Below are 20,585 nucleotides of genomic sequence, written 5' to 3'. Positions count from 1 at the left end.
GCCCGACATGTGCCTGCGGCGTGTGCTGTGCAGAAATGATCCGTGACCTTGCCCAGCCAAGTATCGGGAGAACTATAGGGGATTGGGTAACGCGTTGGCCATCGATAGAGGCGGCGTGTCGAGGATACCGTTCCAGCCAACCGCTTGAGTTGATGCCGACGAGAACTGGAGAGAAGCGGGTGCGTCGGCCTCATGCCACTCCGTGTAACCGTTCAAGTCGGTTTTGCCAGAGAGAGTTCGGCCATCTGCCGTGTGCAGCGTGTACGGATGGTTCGGGATCGGCTCACCCGTGGTCTCGTTAAGGACTTGAAATCGGCCGCGATATCGGCCATCTGAACGGTCGGGGGCCTCGTGGGAAACCGATGCTTCACGGCCAGCCACCGAGCCCACGCCAGTCGGGACGTTAGCCGACGCGAGCGATTGCGACGAGATGAGCGTCGCGCCGCAAGCTGTTTTGTCACCCTCAAAAGCCGGTGGACGACCGTTCATGTCCATGCCGGGATTTTTGCTCGTGACAATCGGGTATGCGCCGCCGCATTTGGGACAAGACACCATGTCTCCCAGTCGCGCGATTCGCTTGCCGTTAATTATACTGATCGAGACGCAGCCGAATACCTTGCCGCCGTGGGAGGTCGTGTCACCTTCAACGATAAATGCGCTCATTGGTTTTACCGGATGCTTAGACGCTCGCCACTGTACATCATTTGTCTGCTGATAACGCAAACAGGCGATGACATGTACCACAGCCATGAGCCGGTAGCGGCGTGGATCGCAGAAAACTCTGATTTGGATAGGCTGCGGATAGGCAAAAACAAGGTTCGGCACAATCCCGCCCAAATCTTCGGAATACAAATTACCTGAAACGACCTGTTTGCTTAAAAATTGAGCAAAATTGCTTGTTTTCCTGCCCAAAAATGGGCAGCCCGGCGATTGCTGCGCCGCAGCATTTATTTCAATACCCTTTCATTGCAAAATCAGAGTCGTAGCACCGCTGCATAACCGTACCCTACTCAAGCCCTATCCGGGGCAAATCGAAGCCGCTGGCGGGCCGGAAAACGGGTCGGAGGGCCATTCTCCGGACGCGGAGAGCGTCCGGAACACGACCAGTGGGCCAGATAAGTAAACATTACCGATGTTGGGCGCGGATAGTCCGCCCCTTTTATTGGTTTGGGTCGTTTGTGCTACATTTCACCCATCGATGGGCGGTTCGCGGCTGATTTCTGGTGAATTTTTGGCACAAACGCCTCGTTTTGCCTGCCACCTCGTAGCTGCCTGCGCGCTTTCTGGCTCCGCCTGGGCGTCGCGCCTTCAACAGTGCCCTCGATCCCATTCGCCGTACCTCGCTTTCCTGAAATGTCCCTGTAGTCGCCTCGCGTTTCTGTTTTTCCACCCCTGAGCCTGATCCCGAACATTCGTTCGGTGCCGTTGCTCGTCTTCATTAATTTGGATACCTAATCGTGATAGCGCTTAGTCTCGAACATCTGTTTCCTCTTGGACGCGTCCTTGCCACGCCGGGAGCAATCGATCTGCTCGATAGAACCGGCACCAATGTCGATGACTTATTGCGACGCCATTTGCGGGGGGATTGGGGTGTCGTATGTTCGGCCGATGCACGAGCGAACAATCTGGCCATCGTGAACGGCACGCGAATCCTCTCCGCCTACGAACTGGGGGACCGCCGAGAAAAATTGTGGGTGCTCACCGAGGCGGACCGCCGAGCGACGTTCATCATCCGGCCCTCCGAATACTGACCCGATGGAGGCCACCGTGCAGAAACTCCATCCGGCACTTCAGTCCGGCCGACGCCTTACGCTTACTGGCTCCGATATTCCGGCATTCAGTTTCCAAGGCTGCTGGGACGGCGGCTGCGCGCTGCACGCGGCGGCGATGGCACTCGCGATGCTCGGTTGCTTGTCCGATCCATTACGTTTGTCGTCGCGTCGTCACGACCCTGAAGCGGAATTCTGGCGTCGCGCGCAGCCGTTTTACCTCTCGGGTGTGTCTCTCGATGGGCTGCAAATGCTGATTCGGGAACTCGAATGGGGTTTGCGCCCGACCTGTTTCGAGGGAGCGCACGACGACGTTTTCCGGTTCAGCGAACGAGAAGTATTGCGCGGTCGGCCGGTAATCCTGACGTTTCGACAGTCACGTCGGGCCGCCCTGCATGCGGCACTTGCCGTCGGAATCGAAGGGCGGAGGGTCGGCCGTACCTTCGACGGACACACGTTGCTGGTGGTCGATTCCGCCGAAGCAGAACCCGTACTCGCGGCCTACAACGCGCGGCTGACACGGACAGAGGACCGCCGTGGCCGCCCGACCGACCACGCGCAGTACATCACCGGGTTCGATAAGCGAAAAGTCGCACTCACCGGCGCAATATCAATCCGGGGCAGCAAGCCGCCGTAGCTCGTCCGACCCTTGCCCGCCCACTTTGACGTGTGCAGCCTTCTGTAAGGACTTACGGACGCTCAAACAATTGGACGGGCTCGACGTCAAGGGCAATTGCCAAACGTTCAATGTTATCGATTGATACGTTCACTCGGGCACGCTCGACTTGGCTGATAAACGTGCGGTCTAACCCGGCAGCAAAGCCCAGCTCTTCTTGAGACAACGACTTCGCGACTCGATTGGCGCGGATGTTGTAAGCCAGCACGTCCCGAAGGGAGACGAGTTTAGCTTTGGGATCGGGGCCTCGGAGCGGTGCGGACATGCCCCGATCTTTACGTTATGATGCGTTTTCATCTACGGACTTTGCATCACATAACGGCTGTACGAGAATTCCAAGACGGGAGCGAGAGATCGTGGACTATGCCGCGCTATACCAATAGCCAAGTCGTGCAATGACGACGGCAGCACCGATCCCGCAAGGGGCTTACTCGGACGCCCGGACAATTTCCATTCAACTGTAGGTCTATCTTGTATTCGCTACGGAGATCAGAAACCATGAGAATTTCGCGAATTTCGATCGTTCTCGCCATCATTGCGCCTGCCGTCGCACACGCGCAGATGAACCAGATTTTTGGGGCGATTCATTCAGCTCAGTACGCCGTCACGGAAGTGAAGAACCTGATACCACAGCAAGACACCGCCCAGCAGCAAGCGCAGCAAGCTCAACAGCAACGGATCGACTATCTGAAGCAGCACTCGCCTTGCAACGCCAACTGTCCGCTCGATGCTGATGACAAGCAGAAATATGAGGCTATGCAGCGGCGCGATCAGCAGCAAGGGCAGCAGCAGCTTGACGCTGCGAGGAAAATCGCGGGCATGTGCCCCGACCTTACAAACTCTAAGATCAACTCGGGAGAGCGGATCATTCGATGTCGCAATAAGGGGCTTACGGAGGAGCAGCAGATGACCTTCGTGGGCGGTTTGCCCGTAATGGCCCAAGCGTATGCGGCTTCCATGGTCCAAGATATCTACGAAGACAACGTGACCGATCCGAATAGAGGAAAAGCAATCTCCGATTACTACAACACATGCCTCCAGCGCGGAACACCATGCGTTCGCCCAAAATGGTAAACACCCGCATGCTTTGACTGCCCGCGTCATCTCAGCGGATGACTTAACGAACTGCTCAGTACGTTAACGACCGACCAATCTGAGCTGCGACTAGCGAGGTGTTCCGGTAGCGGACCCCGCTAGACATTACATGGGCTATCGCGTCAGCGTCGTTACTCGCCGCAACGCAACGTCGCTCTCACACGGCGATCGAGCAAACGAGATGGTTCGACAAACTTCTGTCGCGATGGCGCATGATAAAAAGGCGCATGGAACAGGTATAACTGCTTGCGCGCGCGCGTAACCGCAACGTAGAAGAGCCTGCGCTCCTCCCTGATTTCGCCCTTCTTGATCTCGCGATAGAACGGAATCGAACCATCAGTCACGCCGAGCACGATAACGTAATCCCACTCGCCTCCCTTTGCTCCGTGAATAGACGATGTGACGATGGGCGCCTGCATGCCAAGTGTCGTGATGTGCTCACGAAATGCCCGCACCGTGCTGAACCTTCGACTGGTGGCTTGCCAGCGCCCCAGTTCACTCGCGAGATTTTTTGGCATGTCGCCCGACGCTCTTGCCAGGCGAAGATAAATTCGCGTCGCCATGACGTAGCGACCTTCGAACGACGGGATACGCGACGCCTTCGCCAGCATGCGCAGACAGTCATCGATAACGGCCTCCCGTACGTCGCTCCCGATGATTTCGCGAAGACGGCGGGTTCTCCAGAGCCGCTGCGGCTTCCGATCGGCCTTCGCCGTGGCAACGCATGCCTGAACCAGCGACAGCGTATCCAAAGCACGATCGACATACTCGGGTAGCCGAGGGCCGTACATCGAATTCGTTTCGTGACCGGCAGCAAGCAGCGCCTGCTCGACAGCTCGCAGCGGCGCTTTCGTTCGACTGAGGATGGCAATGTGATTACCAGGCACACCATCTTCCTTCAGCCTACTGATCAATTCGACCACTTCGTCTTCTTGCTCGAGCACAGAGCCACACTGCGTCAGTGACGGCGTGACGCCGTGACGATTGCCAACGGTACGATCCTTGCCGTTGCTCAGTATCGCGTTTGCCAGCGCAGCATTTTCATGCGTGAGCCGGAACGAGCGAGAAAGCGGCAGCGTCACAACGTCACGGATCACTTCGCGCAAATCGCTCGCTTGACCACCGATGAAGCCGTACACCGCCTGATTCGGGTCACCAAAGACCATCAGGTTGCGCACGCGCTTCGCCAAACCAACGAGAAGCTGCATCTGCGCGGCGTCCATGTCTTGCACCTCGTCCACAAAGACGTGCTCATACGGAAGCGCAACGCTATCGATGACAGAGCAAGCACGACGCAGCATGGCCGGATAGTCGATCCCACCCGCACGTTCGATGCGCTTCTCATACGCGATCCGGATCAGGTGCAACTCCATCAGCACGTCCGCATAGTCCGAGAAGTCGGATTCAGCGTCATCGACAAGACTTCGTGCCACTTCATCGCTTCCGTTGCATCGTTTGAAGAACGCGGCCAGTCGCCTTGTTTCGACGTCCGTGCGCAGCGTAATACCGGTATTTTCCCGCACGGCACGGCATGCATTCGGGCAGGCCAGCAGCGTTTTCTCAAGTAACACGATGCTACGTTGCAACGACAGCAGCACAGGACGCGTGGCGTTACGGCCGCCAGTTCGACGCACGAGATCCAACGAAAACGAGTGGAACGTCCGCACCGTAACAGCATCAGGCAGGCGCTTCCTCAATTCGTTGACAGCCGTGTTCGAGAAGCACAGCACAAGAATTTCCTTGGCGAGCACGCCGCGATCAAGCTGACGACGCACGCGCGCATTCAACGTGTGCGTTTTGCCGCTACCGGCGCAGGCGGACACGAATACTCGCGGAATTTTCGTATTGACGATCGCAAGTTGCTCGGCGGTGAGGTGGATATTTTTCACGATCAATTGCCTGTGACACGTGACGGCGTGACGTACATCCATGCGCTGCTTCCGGCCAAGAGGTTGTGAATTTTCTCTTCAAAAATCACGTGGAAACAGGCACGAAGATGCGAAATCGCCATGACGTATCGATGGAAATGGATATAGATACGGAAGTGATGGAAGGATAAGGAGATGAAGATTGGGGGTATATATCATTGCCTCACCCCCTTCTTCCCGTCACACAGTCACGGCGTCACGCTACGAGGAACGGCGCATTGTCGATCGGTGTCAACACATTCGCGATGCTCGGATTCCCGCGCCAGCAATCCTGCAACACAAAGGTTCCGCCGTGGCTATAGCGATCGAGGAACCGATCGGCGCGTTTTGCGAGTGCCGTGCCCGACACGTCGATGCTGTCCGGGTTGAGCCAGCGGCCGAGTTCGACTTTCGACGGCAGCCGATACAACCTCAGATGCTCAGCCCAATACGCCCGATGGTCGAAACGGATGCAGTCTTCCAAGCTCAACAGTCGGTGCTGCGCCAGTGTGTCGACACCTTGGAATCGATGCTCCAGATGGCAGCACGGGGAGCAGTCCTGACGCGCTGCCCACAACTTGCTGGGTCGATCGGCATATAGCACGGCGTTGCGCGCACTCTTCGACAAGTCATCCGCTGCGCGCGGCGCGAAATAGGCAGTCTCTTCTGCGAACGTGACTGCGTGACGGAGGTACGACACGCGCATATGCTTCAAGATGAAGCGGTAGAGCATGTCGGCGGCGTCCCGATCGGCAACCAGCCAATCGAATGCCAGCTCGGCGTAACCCATACGGATGCCGTGACGCGCCCGAAGCGCGCGTTGCAATTCGATCAGTGCCTCGCGACTCGGTTGAAAAATCTTGACCTCCGTTTGCCAGACCGGATGGAACGGTCGCGAATAGCATTGCGTGATCGTCATCTCGCCGCAGTGCTGTTGCACAAGGGAAACCGGGATGTCGGGGGCCGGATGATCGATCCAGCAAGTCAAGCGATCGAACCCGATCACGCTTCTCGTGATCGCGTCGCATGCGCGTTGGACCTCTACGGGCTGCTTTGTATGCGTAGATTTCATAATGCAAGAAGAATTGGGCCGATGTCGCGTCGAATACGCGGACCGTCGCGGTATGGATTGAAGGCGAACCGAGAAGCGCAAGCGAGCCGCAAAGTCGCTTGCACTTCTCGCCTACAACGTCCGGAGATGGGCGAAGTCGACGGCGTAGTAGCGCGCCCGCGCGCCGTCGATGCGCTTCTGGTACTGCGCGCCGTCGCCATTCGTCACGAGCAGTCGATGCTTGCGGAGCACATCGAGGACACGGGTTTTGTCGAAGTGAGCGGCGATGTACGTGTCGAACGTACGGGGTTCGATCAACATGAGTTCCCGTTCCTTTACCGTCTCGAACATGACCTCACGCTCGACCGGCTTCACGCGTTGACCTGCCATGCCCGGATCGGCCAGCTTCTTTACAGCATCGATGACGTAACGTTCGAACGCCTGCTTGCGGTTGCGATGGCGTTCCGACCAACGTGCCACGCAGGCGTCCATCGTCACATCGACAGCTTCCACTTCCCACGGAACGACTCCGAAGTGACGCCCGCACGTAAGCGCGTAGCGAAACATCGCGAAGGTGGACGCCGTGATGCGAACGGCTTCCTCACTGGGATCGCCCTTCACCATTCCGAGATAACGGTCGACGAATTTCGGCATCATCTTGTCGGCGTTACGAATAACTCCCTCCGGGTCGCGCAGCACGGCATCGATGAACGCCTTCGCTACCACTGCATCGAGGGGCGTATATGAAGCCGAAGACGATTGCGCTGCACCTCCACCGACAGCGACCTGCGACGCATCAAAGGTAATCTCGACACATCCGTTCGGCGGACAGGGGGAGCCGAGATTCACCGAAGTGTCCGGCTCGCGGGTCATTACGAACGTAATAGGAGCCGGTGTCGCGTCGAGCTTGCCAGCGCGGCATTCACCGCCCGTGGCTGCATCGCAAAGCGGGCGGACCTGCTGGAACGCCAGCTTGCGCGACTTGGCCGTCGAGAGCAAAACGAGCGTGTCGTCGTTCGCATACGAGCGCGCATGCCAAGCAGCGGCGGTCTTCGTGCCGAATGCGGAATCCGCAAGCGAATTGATATGCGCTTCGTCCGGAGCGGAGACGCCAGACGCGACAATCACGAGCGGGTTACAACCAAGCAGCGGCACCAGCAACCCTGCGAGGTGAGCGGCCACCAGAATGATCGAGCACGACGAAACGTCGGCCGTCAACACTTCCTTCAGCAGCGCAAGGTCGTCGGTTTGCTTACCGATAGGTACGAGGCCTTCGGCATAGACGGGAATCGGCCCAGACGACGAATAGACCGTATCGCCGAAGCGATAGATCGGTCCGTCATCCTGACCGTGCGACCAGCCGTAGGGAATCCCATACATGCCGATCGCATTCGGGCACTTCATCACAACATAGAAGAGTGCCGACGAAGCGACAGAACTACCGCCGAGCGACACACCCGCCTTGATCAGCGCCGTCCGAGCCCGAGTTGCCGACGTGAAGACGCGTTCCGGCAGCAACCGACGTACACGGCGACCAGACGCGTGATCGAAATCGATCACGCGACGCGGTTCGCGGCCGTGCAGATCGTATGCGGTCGCAATCACTTCGATGTCACGCTGCTCCGATGATTGCACCTCGTTCGAATTGCTATGCGGTTCGGCACGGTAGTCGATACTCGGCACCGGCGGCGAATCCAAAACCGGACGGCTGACCACGCCGGCCGCATCCGGCACCCTCGCTTGATCTGCCTCGTCACCGATTTGCGCGCCCGTTGCTTCCGGCACCGATGTTTGCTGGTGCATCATTATTCGGCCCCCTTCGAGGCGAGGAACGCCTTGATAGTCGAGAGCGGAAACACGCGGATGCGGGCGGTGATGTGCAGCGGTACGAGCTGGTCTGACTTCACGAGCTTGTACAAGGTCGTCCTGCCGATCTTGAGCATCTGGCAGACTTCGTGCGCGAGGTAATTAGGTTCGACGGCGGGCGCGGTCGTGTCGGCCGTTCCGGTGTCCGACGGCGGCATGGCGACCGCATGCTGTGCGACCGGCGAATTAGTCGTGACCAGAGAGCCGTCCGAAAGGGCAGCGGCCAGAGGCGACGGGACGGGAGATTTTTTGCGTGAGTCCATTTGCGTACTGGTATCAGGTTGACACACGTTCATGTGTGCAACGTCCAGACGCAGTCGGGCTTACCCAATCTGTTCACGCACGCGCCGGGCAATTCGCCAAAGCGTGCGCTGCGCTGGACGCGCAAACATAAACAGATACAGGCAAACCCCACTCACGCAGTGTGACGGGCGTTCAGCTGACGGCTCCGAAGGTCGGCTAACGACTCCGACTCGGTTACTACACCGATTTGGTAGATGGAGGTGGTCGCTTTGTCAGAAACGATCCGGCTCACGGCTCCAGATCAGAACATTGCGGCAAATTAACCGACCGATCTACGAGGAAAGAAATCTAGCACGAAAATCCAGATAGTCAATCTTCATAGCTGTTCCTCGGCATCACGCGCGTTCATCTGAGGCCGGTACGTGATCAGGCTCCGTCGGTGCGGGCGGCGTCGTCACCGCCTGCTTACAGTATTTGTCCCAGTCTTGCATCAACGCCGCACGCTTCGTGAACAGATCGCCGCGAGCATAAGCCGCTTCGGCCTTGTCCTTGATCCCGTGTGCCAGCGCGGCTTCGCATACTTCCCTCGGGTAGTGGGTCGTTTCTCCCGCCCAGTCGCGGAAGGTTGACCGGAAGCCGTGTACGGTAATGTCATTGCGCTTCATGCGTTCCAGCAGTTGCAGCATCGCCATGTTGGACAAAGGCTTCTTGTCGCGCGCTCCCGGAAAGACATAGTCGCCCCGCTTCAATTTCTGCTGGGCCCTGACGAGTGCAATCGCGCGCACCGAGAGCGGTACGCGATGCTCCTTGCGCATCTTCATGCGCTCAGCCGGGACCGTCCAGACGCCTTCGTTCAGATCAAATTCCTGCCAAGTCGCGCCAATCGTCTCGTTTGTTCGAGTGGCGGTCAGAATCAGGAACTCAAGTGCGCGTGCGGCGGTGCCTTCCGCAGCTCGCAGCTCTTTCATGAAGTCAGGAAGGTTCGCGTACGGGAGCGCTGGGTGATGTTCCACCTTCTGAACGCGGGAGCGCTTCGGCAGCAATGTGTCGAGGTGCCCCTTCAAGCGGGCAGGATTTTCGCCAACGCGGTAGCCGCGAACCGTGGCCCAGTCGAGTACCGACTCGATACGGCCTCGAACGCGAGATGCCGTCTCGGTTTTCGTCGTCCAAATCGGCTCCAGCACCTTCATGACCAAAGCCGTATCAATAGCGGAGACGGCGAGCGATTCGAAGATCGGATATGCGTATGTGGTCAGCGTGTTCGTCCACTGGTCCGCGTGCTTGGCATTCTTCCACGAGGCCCGGTGCGCTTCAATGTACTTTTCGGCGCAATGCTGGAATGTCACGGCATTGGTTTGTGCGATCCCCTGCGCCGCTCGTTCAGCGTTGCGCGAGTCGATGGGATCGATGCCGTCGAGCAACTGGCGGCGGCAGGCGAGGGCGCGTGCTCGGGCATCGGCGAGACCGATCGTGTGTACAGGTCCAAGACCCATTCCGCGCGCTTTGCCGTTTCGCATGTAGCGGAAGAGCCACGACTTGACGCCGGCTGTGGTGATCTGCAGATATAGACCGCCACCATCGGCGTACAGCCCCGGCTTAGTTGTCTTGGTGACGGCCAGTGGGTTCAGTTTGTTTATGGCTCTCGGCATGGATCAACTATCAATTCGACTATCAAATTATAGTGTGATTTTACCGCAGTTCGTTTGCGTTCACTTGGCGACAAATTTCGACGAACCCCAATGTGGGCAAGGGTTTCGGCGATGATCCATGAACTTCGATGAACGCCGATGCATTCAATGCTGACGGACCCTCTCTCCGCCAGAATACGTGAGGCCCCTGATTTCCCTAGGAATCAGGGGCTTTTCATTTTGGGACCGCCGACACGCCATACATCGCCCCGCCCCCTCACGGATGCCGAATGTAATCCACCAACGCCCGCGTATACTCATCCGGCCGCCTGTCGCACAGACTCACCACGATCGCCACCGCAAACCCCGCCGGCACCCCGAACACGCCCGAACTGATCGGCTCGATCCCGAACCACGTGCGCCCGGCGAACCCGGTCAGTTGCGTGAAGAACGGATACGTCGACACGATGTAGTACACGCACACCGCCAACCCCGTCACCATCCCGGCAATCGCGCCACGCGTCGTCGTGCGCTTCCAGAACACCCCCAGCACCAGCACCGGAAAGAAGCTCGACGCCGCCAGCGAAAACGCGGCGCCGACCAGAAACAGAATCTTCCCGGTATTGAGCGACGCGACATACGACGCGAACAGCGCCACCCCGAGCAGCAGCACCTTCGAGATCGTCACGCGCCGCTGGCTCGACGCATCGGGCGCGACCATGCAGTAGTAGACGTCGTGCGACAGTGCATTCGCGATCGTCAGCAGCAGCCCGTCCGCGGTCGACAGCGCCGCGGCCAGCGCACCGGCCGCGATCAGCCCCGACACCACGTACGGCAGCCCCGCGATTTCCGGCGCGGCCAGCACGACCATGTCCGGCTGCATCTGGATTTCCGACCAGTGCACGATGCCGTCGCGAATCACCTCGACGACGCTGATCAGGTCGGGCTCGAAGTGATGCCACTGCGTGACCCACCCCGGCAATTCGGCGAACGGCCGCCCGACGAGATTCGCGAGGATCTCGTACTTGATCAGCACCGCGAGCACAGGCACGCTCAGGTAGAACAGCGCGATGAAGAACAGCGTCCAGCCGACCGAGCGCCGTGCCGACGCAACCGACGTGGTCGTGTTGTAGCGCGTCAGGATGTGCGGCAGGCTCGCGGTACCGAGCGACAGGCACAGCAGCAGCGCGAGGAAATTCCGCTCGCGCGGCTTGCGTTCGTCTTCGCTCGCGGCCGGAAACGGCTCGTGCATCGGCACGGGCGGCTCGGCACGCGCGAGCAGGTCGTCGCGCGCCTGCGTCCACGCCACGCGCGCCGCCGCCGGATCGCGCGGGAAATCGGCCAGCTCGCGCTCGCGCTGGCTGATCTCGCGCAGCGGCCCGTTGTGGCGCCGCAGGTCCGCAAGCTGGTCGACGAGATGCCGGCGCGCGTCCGCATAGGACGCCGGCAACCGGTCGAGCCGCGTCTGGATGTCCGCGGCTTGCCGGCGGTATGCATCGCGCACCTGCTGCTCGTCGCGCGCGTCGCGCACCTGCGCCTCGCGCGCCGCGACGCGCTCCATCAGCTTGCCGTAATTGAACTGCGGCACGGGGCCGAGCCCGTTCTTCATCGCGATCAGCGACACCGGAATCAGGATCGCGCTGATCAGGATGATGTACTGCGCGACCTGGGTCCACGTGACCGCGCGCATCCCGCCGAGAAACGAGCACACGAGAATGCCCGCGAGCCCGCAGAAGATGCCGATCGCGAAATCGACCCCGATGAAGCGCGTCGCGATCAGGCCAATCCCCTGGATCTGCGCGACCAGGTACACGAACGAACACAGGATCGCCGCGCCGGCCGCGAGCGCGCGCACGGCCGTGCTCGAAAAGCGCGTGCCGAGAAAATCGGGAATCGTGTAGCGCGCGAGCTTGCGCACATACGGCGCGAGCAGGAACGCGACGAGGCAGAACCCGCCCGTCCAGCCCATCACGTACGCGAGCGCGTCGTAACCGGTCGCGTAGAGCGAGCCGGCCAGACCGATGAACGACGCGGCCGACAGCCAGTCGGCCGCCGTCGCCATCCCGTTGAACGCGGACGGCACGCGCCGCCCGGCCACGTAGTACTCGACGAGATCGGACGTGCGCGACAACAAGCCGATCACCGCGTACACGGCGATCGGCACGAACAGGAACACGTAGCCGATCCACACGCCCGAGCCCGTCGCGCGCTCGATCCGCCACATCAGCAGCACGAAACCGAGAAACCCGAGCGTATAGAGCGCGTACGCGCGTATCAGTCGATGTGTCAGCATGAATCAGCGCCCGCCGTTCGCATGGCCGGCGCGCGCCGCATGCTCGTCGTACGCGCGGCGCAGCGTGCGGTCGGCGCGCTGCATCAGCCCGATGTAGACGACGATCAGCACGAGGTACACGAGAATCGCGCCCTGTGCGCCGACATAGAACGGCAGGCTGAAGCCGGCGAAGCGAACCCCGGCGAGCGCGGGCCCGAAGAACGGCACGATGAACGACACCGCGAAACCGATCACCATCAGCACCGCGATCAGCGCGACGTTGAAGCGCCAGTAGCGTGCGTGCGCACGCGCGAGCGGCGCGGGAACGGGAGGTGGCGCAGCAGGCGCCGAACGGGTCGGAACGGTCATGCCGTTATGTAGCAAAAAGCCCCTGCGCGGGCAATCGGGATTGCCGCGCAGGGGCTCGCGCGCGTGATGCGCAACCGGCAGGCGCTCAGCGCACTTCGGTGAGCTGCTCGAGGATGGCCGGATTCTCGAGCGTGGACGTATCCTGCGTGATCGCCTCGCCCTTCGCGAGCGAGCGCAAGAGGCGCCGCATGATCTTGCCCGAGCGCGTCTTCGGCAGGTTGTCGCCGAAGCGGATGTCCTTCGGCTTCGCGATCGGCCCGATCTGCTTGCCGACCCAGTCGCGCAGCGCCTTCGCGAGCGCCGCCGCTTCGTCGCCTTCCGGGCGCGAACGCTTCAGCACCACGAATGCCACGACCGCCTCGCCCGTCGTGTCGTCCGGGCGGCCGACCACCGCCGCCTCCGCCACGAGTTCATGCGACACCAGCGCCGATTCGATCTCCATCGTGCCGAGCCGGTGGCCCGACACGTTCAGCACGTCGTCGATCCGGCCCATGATCGTGAAGTAGCCGGTCTCCTTGTCGCGTACCGTGCCGTCGCCGGCCAGATAGAGCGTGCCGCCGAGTTCTTCCGGGTAATAACTCTTCTTGAAGCGCTCCGGATCGCCCCAGATCGTGCGGATCATCGCGGGCCACGGACGCTTGACGACCAGAATCCCGCCTTGCCCGTTCGGCACGTCCTGGCCCGTCTCGTCGACCACCGCGGCCATGATGCCCGGCAACGGCAGCGTGCACGAACCCGGTACGGTCGGCGTCGCGCCCGGCAGCGGCGTGATCATGTGGCCGCCGGTTTCGGTCTGCCACCACGTATCGACGATCGGGCAGCGCTCGTGGCCGACGTGCTTGTGGTACCACATCCACGCTTCCGGATTGATCGGCTCGCCAACCGTGCCGATGATGCGCAGGCTCGACAGGTCATAGCTCTTCGGATGAACCTTGTCGTCGGCTTCGGCCGCCTTGATCAGCGAACGGATCGCGGTCGGCGCGGTGTAGAACACGGTCACCTTGTGGTCGCCGATCATCTTCCAGAAGCGCCCGGCGTCCGGATACGTCGGCACGCCCTCGAACACGACCTGCGTGCCGCCGCACGCGAGCGGCCCGTACGTGATGTACGTATGGCCCGTGACCCAGCCGATGTCGGCCGTGCACCAGAACACGTCGTCGGGTTTCCAGTCGAAGGTCCACTTCATCGTCTGCGCGGCCCACAGCAGGTAGCCGCCCGTGCTGTGCTGCACGCCCTTCGGCTTGCCGGTCGAGCCCGACGTATACAGGATGAACAGCGGATGCTCGGCGCCGACCCAGGTCGGCTCGCAGCGGTCGGATTCGCCGTCGGTCAGCTCGTGCATCCACAGGTCGCGGCCCGCATGCCAGTCGATCTTGCCGCCGGTGCGGCGATAGACGATCACGCTCTTGACGGCTTCGCAGCCGCCCAGCGCGATCGCCTCGTCGGCGATGCTCTTGAGCGGCAGCGTCTTGCCGCCGCGCGCCTGTTCGTCGGCGGTGATGAGTGCCACGGCGCCGACGTCGACGAGCCGCTCGTTCAGCGATTTCGCGGAGAAGCCGCCGAACACGACCGAGTGCGTCGCGCCGATGCGCGCGCAGGCCTGCATCGCGACGATGCCTTCGATCGACATCGGGATATAGATGACGACGCGATCGCCCTTGCCGATCCCGCGTTTCTTCAGCGCATTGGCGAAGCGCGACACGCGTGCGAGGAGATCGGCATAGGTGACGCGGGTGACGGTGCCGTCGTCGGCCTCGAAGATCACCGCGACGCGCTCGCCGTGGCCGGCTTCGACGTGACGGTCGAGACAGTTGTACGACGCGTTGAGCTCGCCGTCGTCGAACCATGTGTAGAACGGCGCGTTACGCTCGTCGAGCACCTTGGTGAACGGCTTGTGCCACGTGAGGCCCTCGCGCGCGAGCCGCGCCCAGAAGCCTTCGTAATCCTGCTCGGCCTCGGCGACGAGCGCGCGATAGGCCGGCATGCCGGAAATGGTCGCCGTCTTCTCGAGCGCCGCGGGCGGCGCGAACTGACGGGTTTCGTGAAGAACCGATTCAATCGCAGACATCGACTACCCCTTGGTGAACATGAATCCTCTGCATGGTGGCGCGATCGTGCGCGCCGCGCGTCGTCCTGGCCGGCGCTGCGCGCCGCTGTCTCCCACCACCCGCGCGCGGCCGCGAAGGCCTGCGCACGATGCTGCACCGCACCACATCAAGTCACGTCACGCAAACGTGACCCGCGGCGCGGCAGTTCCACGATAAGCGCGCCAACTTACCCGTCACTTACGCGGCATGGCCGTTTCGTGCGCGACGCGCCGCATCGAGGCCAGCTTTACGCTGTTACAACCGCGACCCTACAATCCTAACTGAACTCGCCTTCCGGATTCCAGCTTGAATCGCTACGCCCTCTTCCTCATCCTGTCGATGCTGTTCGTCGGCAGCAACGTCGGTATCGGTAAATCCATCGTTGCATTCGTCCCCGTCGCCATCCTCGCCACGCTGCGCTTCGTGATCGCGATCGCGGTGCTGTGGCCGCTGTTCAGCCCCGCGAAGATGCGCGCGGTCAAGCGCGGCGAATGGCTGAACCTGTTCCTGCAGGCGTTCTTCGGCACCTTCATGTTCACGCTGCTGATGCTCAACGGCGTGCAGCGCACGAGCGCGGTGGCCGCGGGCGTCATCACGAGCACGATCCCGGCGATCGTCGCGCTGTTCGCATGGCTGATCCTGCGTGAAAAACCGAACGGCCGTGCGCTCGTGTCGATCGCGCTCGCGATCATCGGCGTCGTGACGATCAATCTCGCCAACGGCAGCGCGGCCGGCCACGGCGCGCAGGGCGACGCGTCCGGCTCGCTCGCCGGCAACCTGCTGATTCTCGGCGCGGTGTGCTGCGAATCGATCTACGTGATCCTGTCGCGCCGGCTCACGCAGACGCTCGCGCCGATCGACATCTGCGCGTATACCCACCTGTTCGGCCTGTTCCTGATGCTGCCGCTCGGCGCGACGGCGCTGTGGCGCTTCGATTACGCGAGCGTGCCCGCCGGCACCTGGGCGCTCGTCGTCTGGTACGGGTTGTCGGCCAGCATCTTCTCGTTCTGGCTGTGGATGAAGGGCATCCGGCACGTGCCGGGGAGCCTCGCCGGCGTGTTCAGCGCGGTGCTGCCGATCGCAGCAGCCGCGTACGGCATCGCGTTCCTCGGCGAGCGCCCGACGCTCGCGCACGGCATCGCGCTCGCGTGCGTCGTCGCCGGCATCGTGCTCGCGAGCCTGCGCGTCAAACGCGTGCCGGCGGCCGCCTCCTGATCCGTCCCCCGCGGCGCCGGCGCGTCGCTGCAGTCGCGCCAGCCGACGCGTTACAATAGCGCGCCTTTTCAAGATTACCCCGATACCTGCGCACCGCGCCCGTACCCCGACATGTCCGCCCCGCATTCGCCCGGCCATCCTGGCCGTCGCCCGCTTCGCCCGCTTCCCGCGCTGATTTTCATGAGCCGCTGGCTCCAGGTTCCGCTCTATCTGGGCCTGATCGTCGCGCAGGCCGTCTACGTGTTCCTGTTCCTGAAGGAAGTCTGGCACCTGCTGTCGCATGCGACGGGCCTCGACGAAATCAGCGTGATGCTCGCCGTGCTCGGCCTGATCGACGTGGTGATGATCTCGAACCTGCTGATCATGGTGATCGTCGGCGGGTATGAAACGTTCGTGTCGCGGCTCGGCATCGAGGGCCACCCCGACGAGCCCGAATGGCTCGACCACGTGAACGCGGGCGTGCTGAAGGTCAAGCTGTCGATGGCGCTGATCAGCATTTCGTCGATCCACCTGCTGAAGACGTTCATCAACCCCGACCAGCACACGACGCACGCGATCATGTGGCAGGTGATCATCCACGTGTCGTTCCTCGTGTCGGCGCTCGTGATGGCGTGGGTCGACCGCCTGACGACGCACACGCACCCGGCCCATTTCCACGAGGCGCATGCGTCCGCAGCGTCCCGACCGGCGGCCTGAACCGTCGGCAACGCATTCCCCACTGTCCCCACAGAGTCTCAGCCATGACCGTCATCAAACAGGAAGACCTGATCCAGAGCATCGCGGATTCGCTGCAGTACATCAGCTACTACCACCCGCTCGACTACATCCAGGCCCTCGGCCGCGCGTACGAGCTGGAAGAGAGCCCGGCGGCGAAGGACGCGATCGCGCAGATCCTCACGAACAGCCGCATGTGCGCGGAAGGCAAGCGTCCGATCTGCCAGGACACCGGCATCGTCACGATCTTCGTGAAGGTCGGCATGGACGTGCGCTGGGACGGCGCGACGATGGGCCTCACCGACATGATCAACGAAGGCGTGCGCCGCGGTTACACGCACCCGGACAACGTGCTGCGCGCGTCGATCGTCAATCCGCCGGAAGGCGCCCGCAAGAACACGAAGGACAACACGCCGGCCGTGATCCACTACGAGATCGTGCCGGGCGACAAGGTCGACGTGCAGGTCGCGGCGAAGGGCGGCGGCTCGGAAAACAAGTCGAAATTCGTGATGCTGAACCCGTCCGATTCGATCGTCGACTGGGTGCTGAAGACGGTCCCGACGATGGGCGCCGGCTGGTGCCCGCCGGGCATGCTCGGGATCGGCATCGGCGGCACCGCCGAGAAGGCGATGCTGATGGCGAAGGAATCGCTGATGGAGCCGATCGACATCCAGGAAATCATCGCGCGCGGCCCGAAGGACTGGGTCGAGGAACTGCGTGTCGAACTGCACGAGAAGGTCAACGCGCTCGGCATCGGCGCGCAGGGCCTCGGCGGCCTCGCGACCGTGCTCGACGTGAAGATCATGGCGGCGCCGACGCACGCGGCGTCGAAGCCGGTCGCGCTGATCCCGAACTGCGCGGCCACGCGCCACGCGCACTTCGTGCTCGACGGCTCGGGCCCGGCCAAGCTTGAAGCGCCGTCGCTCGACGCCTGGCCGAAGGTGCAGTGGGAACCGAACACGGAAACCAGCAAGCGCGTCGACCTGAACACGCTGACGCCGGAAGAAGTCGCGAGCTGGACGCCGGGCCAGACGCTGCTGCTGTCGGGCAAGATGCTCACCGGCCGCGACGCCGCGCACAAGCGCATCGCGGACATGCTCGCGAAGGGCGAGAAGCTGCCCGTCGACTTCACGAACCGCGTGATCTACTACGTCGGCCCGGTCGATCCGGTGCGCGACGAAGTCGTCGGCCCGGCCGGCCCGACGACGGCCACGCGCATGGACAAGTTCACCGAGACGATGCTCGCTCAGACGGGTCTGATCTCGATGGTCGGCAAGGCCGAGCGCGGCCCGGTCGCGATCGACGCGATCAAGAAGCACAAGGCCGCCTACCTGATGGCGGTCGGCGGCGCGGCCTACCTCGTGTCGAAGGCGATTCGCGGCGCGAAGGTGCTCGCGTTCGAAGACCTCGGCATGGAAGCGATCTACGAATTCGACGTGCAGGACATGCCTGTAACAGTTGCTGTCGATTCGTCGGGCACGTCGGTGCACCAGACGGGTCCGAAGGAATGGCAGGCGAAGATCGGCAAGATCCCGGTCGCAGCCGCGTAAGCGCGATCGAACGAAAGGCCGGACGCACGTCCGGCCTTTTTACTTCTCATTCTCATTATTGTGCGCGGCCGGTTATTCAAGGCTGATTCTCATTACACGCAAAAGGCAGGCCCGACAAGGCTTCGAGGCTTGGCTTTTCTCGTTCGAGCGATTATCGTTCGGTTTCTGAAGCTCCACTGAACAAGGAACAGCCATGCAAGGCGACAAGAAAGTCATCGAATATCTGAACGCCCAACTGAAGAATGAACTCACGGCGATCAACCAGTACTTCCTGCATGCGCGCATGTACAAGCACTGGGGCCTCGACAAGCTCGGCAAGCACGAATACGACGAGTCGATCGGCGAAATGAAGCACGCCGACTGGCTGATCGAACGCGTGTTCATGCTCGACGGCCTGCCGAACCTGCAGGACCTGCACAAGCTGCTCGTCGGCGAGGAAACCGAAGAGATCCTGAAGTGCGACCTGAAGCTCGAGCAGATCTCGCAGTCCACCTGCAAGGAAGCGATCGCCTACTGCGAATCGGTTCGCGACTACGTGTCGCGCGAGATCTTCGAAAAAATCCTCGACGACACCGAAGAGCACATCGACTGGCTCGAAACGCAGATCGACCTGATCGGCAAGGTCGGCCTGCAGAACTATCAGCAAACGATGATGGGTTCGGCCGAGTAATCGCCCTGCCCTGCCCGCCAGCCCGCCGCCCGCCCGACGATGACGCACCCGTCCGCCGCTAGCGCGCCGCACGCCGCCGCCCCTGTCGGCATCTTCGACTCGGGGCTCGGCGGCCTGTCGGTGCTGCGCGCCGCGCGCGCGCACCTGCCCGGCGAATCGTTCGTCTACGTCGCCGACTCGCACCACGCGCCATACGGCCCGCGCGACGAGGCATTCATTACGGAACGCACGCTGGCCATCGGCGAGTGGCTCGCGCGCGAAGGCGCGAAAGCGCTCGTCATCGCATGCAACACGGCAACGGCTCGGGCGATCGCGGCCATCCGCGAACGCCTGTCGATACCGCTCGTCGGCGTCGAGCCGGGCATCAAGCCGGCCGCCGCGCTGTCCGCGACCGGCGTCGCGGGCGTCCTCGCCACGCAGTCGACGCTGAACAGCCCGCGCTTCCAGGCGCTGCTCGACCGCTACGGCGCCGGCCGCCGCTTCATCTGTCAGCCCGGCCACGGGCTCGTCGAAGCGATCGAGCGCGGCGACACGAACTCGCCCGCACTACGGGCACTGCTCGAGCGTTACATACAGCCGATGCTCGACGACGGCGCCGATACGCTGGTACTCGGCTGCACGCACTATCCGTTCTTCACAGAAACGATTCGTGACATTGTTGGCGAGCGGCTGACGATCGTCGACACGAGCGATGCCATCGCCCGCCAGCTCGCGCGGGTGCTCGACGAACGCGGGCTGCGCGCGCCGGCCGGCACGCACGCCGCGCCGACGCGCTTGTGCTCGACGAGCGACGGCCTGCAATTGCGCGCGCTCGCGTCGACGCTGCTCGGCCTCGAGGCACCGGTCGAATCCGTCACCATTTCCTCGCCGAACGCGCACGCCTGCGCGACCGCCTGACGCGGGCCGGCACGCCGGGCTCCCGCACCGGCCAAGCCGCCGCTTCCTTTCAAGGGTCCGATGACCTTAAAAAAAGCCCGACCCAGGCTTGTCAACACCTGCAAAATTAATGATAATAATTCGCATTAACGTTAGCTATCGCAACTCATCATGATCGTGTGCGTGTGCAAGTCTGTTTCCGATCGCAAGATTCGCGCGTCCCTCGCGGAGGGCGTGGACTCTTTCGATGAACTCCAGTTCGAGCTCGGCGTGGCCACGTGCTGCGGCAAGTGCGAGGAGTCCGTACGCGACCTCATGGCCGAGCAAGGCGTCTGCGCGAGCCGGTGCGGTGTCGAGCATCATGCTCATCCGATCCCGGTCACGTTCTACGACCGCAAGGCGGCCTGAGCGGCGCCAAGCGTGTGCATGCGGCCCGGGCCGCATTTTTTGTCTTGACCGTCAGCAAGCCACCGTCTGCGCGAGCCAACGGCTTACCTGCCAAGGAGCCTGTGATGGAATTGCTGATTGGATTCGTAACCACCGTTTGCATCTCGCTGCTGATCTTCCGCAAGTGATGCCGATTCACCCGCCGCGCCC

General features: G+C 62.0%; 19 protein-coding genes. 9 read left to right on the top strand and 10 right to left on the bottom strand.

Features of this window, described 5'->3' with window-relative positions; translation table 11 throughout:
* Nucleotides 1-72: 72 nt before the first annotated feature.
* Complete coding sequence (locus tag KPB06_RS13180) at nt 73-912, bottom strand: PAAR domain-containing protein (protein ID WP_338083646.1); 840 nt, start codon at nt 910-912, stop codon at nt 73-75.
* A 545-nt stretch (nt 913-1,457) separates the two neighbouring features.
* Between KPB06_RS13180 and KPB06_RS13175 the strand changes: the two genes are divergently transcribed.
* Together KPB06_RS13175 and KPB06_RS13170 are read left to right on the top strand one after the other, a co-directional pair.
* Entirely contained in the window at nt 1,458-1,751 is a 294-nt protein-coding gene (locus KPB06_RS13175; protein ID WP_275920454.1) for a hypothetical protein, read from the top strand.
* Nucleotides 1,752-1,767: 16 nt separating this feature from the next.
* On the top strand, nt 1,768-2,406 hold the full coding sequence (locus KPB06_RS13170) for a hypothetical protein (RefSeq protein WP_275920453.1): 639 nt from the start codon (nt 1,768-1,770) through the stop codon (nt 2,404-2,406).
* Nucleotides 2,407-2,458: 52 nt separating this feature from the next.
* Here the strand turns inward: KPB06_RS13170 and KPB06_RS13165 are convergent, their stop codons facing one another.
* A complete protein-coding gene (locus tag KPB06_RS13165) occupies nt 2,459-2,710 on the bottom strand; it encodes a helix-turn-helix domain-containing protein (protein ID WP_186165079.1) in 252 nt (83 codons plus the stop codon).
* A 233-nt stretch (nt 2,711-2,943) separates the two neighbouring features.
* Here KPB06_RS13165 and KPB06_RS13160 point away from each other — a divergent pair, with 233 nt between their 5' ends.
* A complete protein-coding gene (locus tag KPB06_RS13160) occupies nt 2,944-3,519 on the top strand; it encodes a hypothetical protein (RefSeq protein ID WP_275920452.1) in 576 nt (191 codons plus the stop codon).
* A gap of 152 nt (nt 3,520-3,671) precedes the next feature.
* On the opposite strand, the gene KPB06_RS13155 is transcribed toward KPB06_RS13160, so the two are convergent.
* The 8 genes from KPB06_RS13155 to acs form a co-directional block, all read right to left on the bottom strand.
* Nucleotides 3,672-5,471, bottom strand: coding sequence for a UvrD-helicase domain-containing protein (locus KPB06_RS13155; RefSeq protein WP_275920451.1), 1,800 nt, complete (start codon nt 5,469-5,471; stop codon nt 3,672-3,674).
* Between the two features lie 193 nt (nt 5,472-5,664).
* Nucleotides 5,665-6,453 (bottom strand): hypothetical protein, encoded by a 789-nt coding sequence (locus tag KPB06_RS13150; RefSeq protein ID WP_275920450.1) that lies wholly within the window; start codon nt 6,451-6,453, stop codon nt 5,665-5,667.
* A gap of 177 nt (nt 6,454-6,630) precedes the next feature.
* On the bottom strand, nt 6,631-8,304 hold the full coding sequence (locus tag KPB06_RS13145) for a hypothetical protein (protein WP_275920449.1): 1,674 nt from the start codon (nt 8,302-8,304) through the stop codon (nt 6,631-6,633).
* The gene (locus tag KPB06_RS13140) at nt 8,304-8,627 is read right to left on the bottom strand and encodes a helix-turn-helix transcriptional regulator (RefSeq protein ID WP_275920448.1); all 324 of its coding nucleotides are present in this window, start codon (nt 8,625-8,627) and stop codon (nt 8,304-8,306) included. Before KPB06_RS13140 ends, KPB06_RS13145 begins: the two co-directional genes overlap by 1 nt.
* A gap of 375 nt (nt 8,628-9,002) precedes the next feature.
* Nucleotides 9,003-10,256: a tyrosine-type recombinase/integrase gene (locus tag KPB06_RS13135; protein WP_275920447.1), complete on the bottom strand. Its 1,254-nt coding sequence runs from the start codon at nt 10,254-10,256 to the stop codon at nt 9,003-9,005.
* Between the two features lie 256 nt (nt 10,257-10,512).
* Nucleotides 10,513-12,528, bottom strand: a complete 2,016-nt coding sequence (locus tag KPB06_RS13130; protein WP_060314223.1) for a sodium:solute symporter family protein — start codon at nt 12,526-12,528, stop codon at nt 10,513-10,515.
* A gap of 3 nt (nt 12,529-12,531) precedes the next feature.
* On the bottom strand, nt 12,532-12,876 hold the full coding sequence (locus KPB06_RS13125) for a DUF4212 domain-containing protein (RefSeq protein ID WP_060966372.1): 345 nt from the start codon (nt 12,874-12,876) through the stop codon (nt 12,532-12,534).
* A gap of 85 nt (nt 12,877-12,961) precedes the next feature.
* On the bottom strand, nt 12,962-14,944 hold the full coding sequence (gene acs, locus KPB06_RS13120; RefSeq protein WP_089464952.1) for an acetate--CoA ligase: 1,983 nt from the start codon (nt 14,942-14,944) through the stop codon (nt 12,962-12,964).
* Between the two features lie 325 nt (nt 14,945-15,269).
* On the opposite strand from acs, the gene KPB06_RS13115 reads away from it, so the two are divergent.
* From KPB06_RS13115 to KPB06_RS13090, 6 genes are all read left to right on the top strand, one after another.
* Entirely contained in the window at nt 15,270-16,178 is a 909-nt protein-coding gene (locus tag KPB06_RS13115; protein ID WP_059642269.1) for a DMT family transporter, read from the top strand.
* Between the two features lie 111 nt (nt 16,179-16,289).
* Nucleotides 16,290-16,874, top strand: a complete 585-nt coding sequence (locus KPB06_RS13110) for a TIGR00645 family protein (RefSeq protein ID WP_059583558.1) — start codon at nt 16,290-16,292, stop codon at nt 16,872-16,874.
* A 44-nt stretch (nt 16,875-16,918) separates the two neighbouring features.
* The gene (locus KPB06_RS13105) at nt 16,919-18,442 is read left to right on the top strand and encodes a fumarate hydratase (RefSeq protein WP_034183495.1); all 1,524 of its coding nucleotides are present in this window, start codon (nt 16,919-16,921) and stop codon (nt 18,440-18,442) included.
* A gap of 193 nt (nt 18,443-18,635) precedes the next feature.
* Nucleotides 18,636-19,112, top strand: coding sequence for a bacterioferritin (gene bfr / locus KPB06_RS13100; RefSeq protein WP_006478315.1), 477 nt, complete (start codon nt 18,636-18,638; stop codon nt 19,110-19,112).
* A 39-nt stretch (nt 19,113-19,151) separates the two neighbouring features.
* The gene (gene murI, locus KPB06_RS13095; RefSeq protein WP_059583556.1) at nt 19,152-20,009 is read left to right on the top strand and encodes a glutamate racemase; all 858 of its coding nucleotides are present in this window, start codon (nt 19,152-19,154) and stop codon (nt 20,007-20,009) included.
* A 150-nt stretch (nt 20,010-20,159) separates the two neighbouring features.
* On the top strand, nt 20,160-20,396 hold the full coding sequence (locus KPB06_RS13090; RefSeq protein ID WP_059583555.1) for a (2Fe-2S)-binding protein: 237 nt from the start codon (nt 20,160-20,162) through the stop codon (nt 20,394-20,396).
* Nucleotides 20,397-20,585: the final 189 nt, after the last annotated feature.

Origin of the sequence: Burkholderia semiarida (assembly GCF_029268935.1) — a bacterium.
GTDB classification, from domain to species: domain Bacteria; phylum Pseudomonadota; class Gammaproteobacteria; order Burkholderiales; family Burkholderiaceae; genus Burkholderia; species Burkholderia semiarida.
This window is presented reverse-complemented; position numbering and strand designations above follow the sequence as displayed.

What these genes read in the sequence shown, in the direction of transcription:
- KPB06_RS13165 (WP_186165079.1), bottom strand. Translation starts at nt 2,710, where the DNA reads ATGTCCGCACCGCTCCGAGGCCCCGATCCCAAAGCTAAACTCGTCTCC.
- KPB06_RS13160 (WP_275920452.1), top strand. Translation starts at nt 2,944, where the DNA reads ATGAGAATTTCGCGAATTTCGATCGTTCTCGCCATCATTGCGCCTGCC.
- KPB06_RS13155 (WP_275920451.1), bottom strand. Translation starts at nt 5,471, where the DNA reads ATGGATGTACGTCACGCCGTCACGTGTCACAGGCAATTGATCGTGAAA.
- KPB06_RS13145 (WP_275920449.1), bottom strand. Translation starts at nt 8,304, where the DNA reads ATGATGCACCAGCAAACATCGGTGCCGGAAGCAACGGGCGCGCAAATC.
- KPB06_RS13140 (WP_275920448.1), bottom strand. Translation starts at nt 8,627, where the DNA reads ATGGACTCACGCAAAAAATCTCCCGTCCCGTCGCCTCTGGCCGCTGCC.
- KPB06_RS13135 (WP_275920447.1), bottom strand. Translation starts at nt 10,256, where the DNA reads ATGCCGAGAGCCATAAACAAACTGAACCCACTGGCCGTCACCAAGACA.
- KPB06_RS13130 (WP_060314223.1), bottom strand. Translation starts at nt 12,528, where the DNA reads ATGCTGACACATCGACTGATACGCGCGTACGCGCTCTATACGCTCGGG.
- KPB06_RS13125 (WP_060966372.1), bottom strand. Translation starts at nt 12,876, where the DNA reads ATGACCGTTCCGACCCGTTCGGCGCCTGCTGCGCCACCTCCCGTTCCC.
- acs (WP_089464952.1), bottom strand. Translation starts at nt 14,944, where the DNA reads ATGTCTGCGATTGAATCGGTTCTTCACGAAACCCGTCAGTTCGCGCCG.
- KPB06_RS13110 (WP_059583558.1), top strand. Translation starts at nt 16,290, where the DNA reads ATGTCCGCCCCGCATTCGCCCGGCCATCCTGGCCGTCGCCCGCTTCGC.
- KPB06_RS13105 (WP_034183495.1), top strand. Translation starts at nt 16,919, where the DNA reads ATGACCGTCATCAAACAGGAAGACCTGATCCAGAGCATCGCGGATTCG.
- bfr (WP_006478315.1), top strand. Translation starts at nt 18,636, where the DNA reads ATGCAAGGCGACAAGAAAGTCATCGAATATCTGAACGCCCAACTGAAG.
- murI (WP_059583556.1), top strand. Translation starts at nt 19,152, where the DNA reads ATGACGCACCCGTCCGCCGCTAGCGCGCCGCACGCCGCCGCCCCTGTC.
- KPB06_RS13090 (WP_059583555.1), top strand. Translation starts at nt 20,160, where the DNA reads ATGATCGTGTGCGTGTGCAAGTCTGTTTCCGATCGCAAGATTCGCGCG.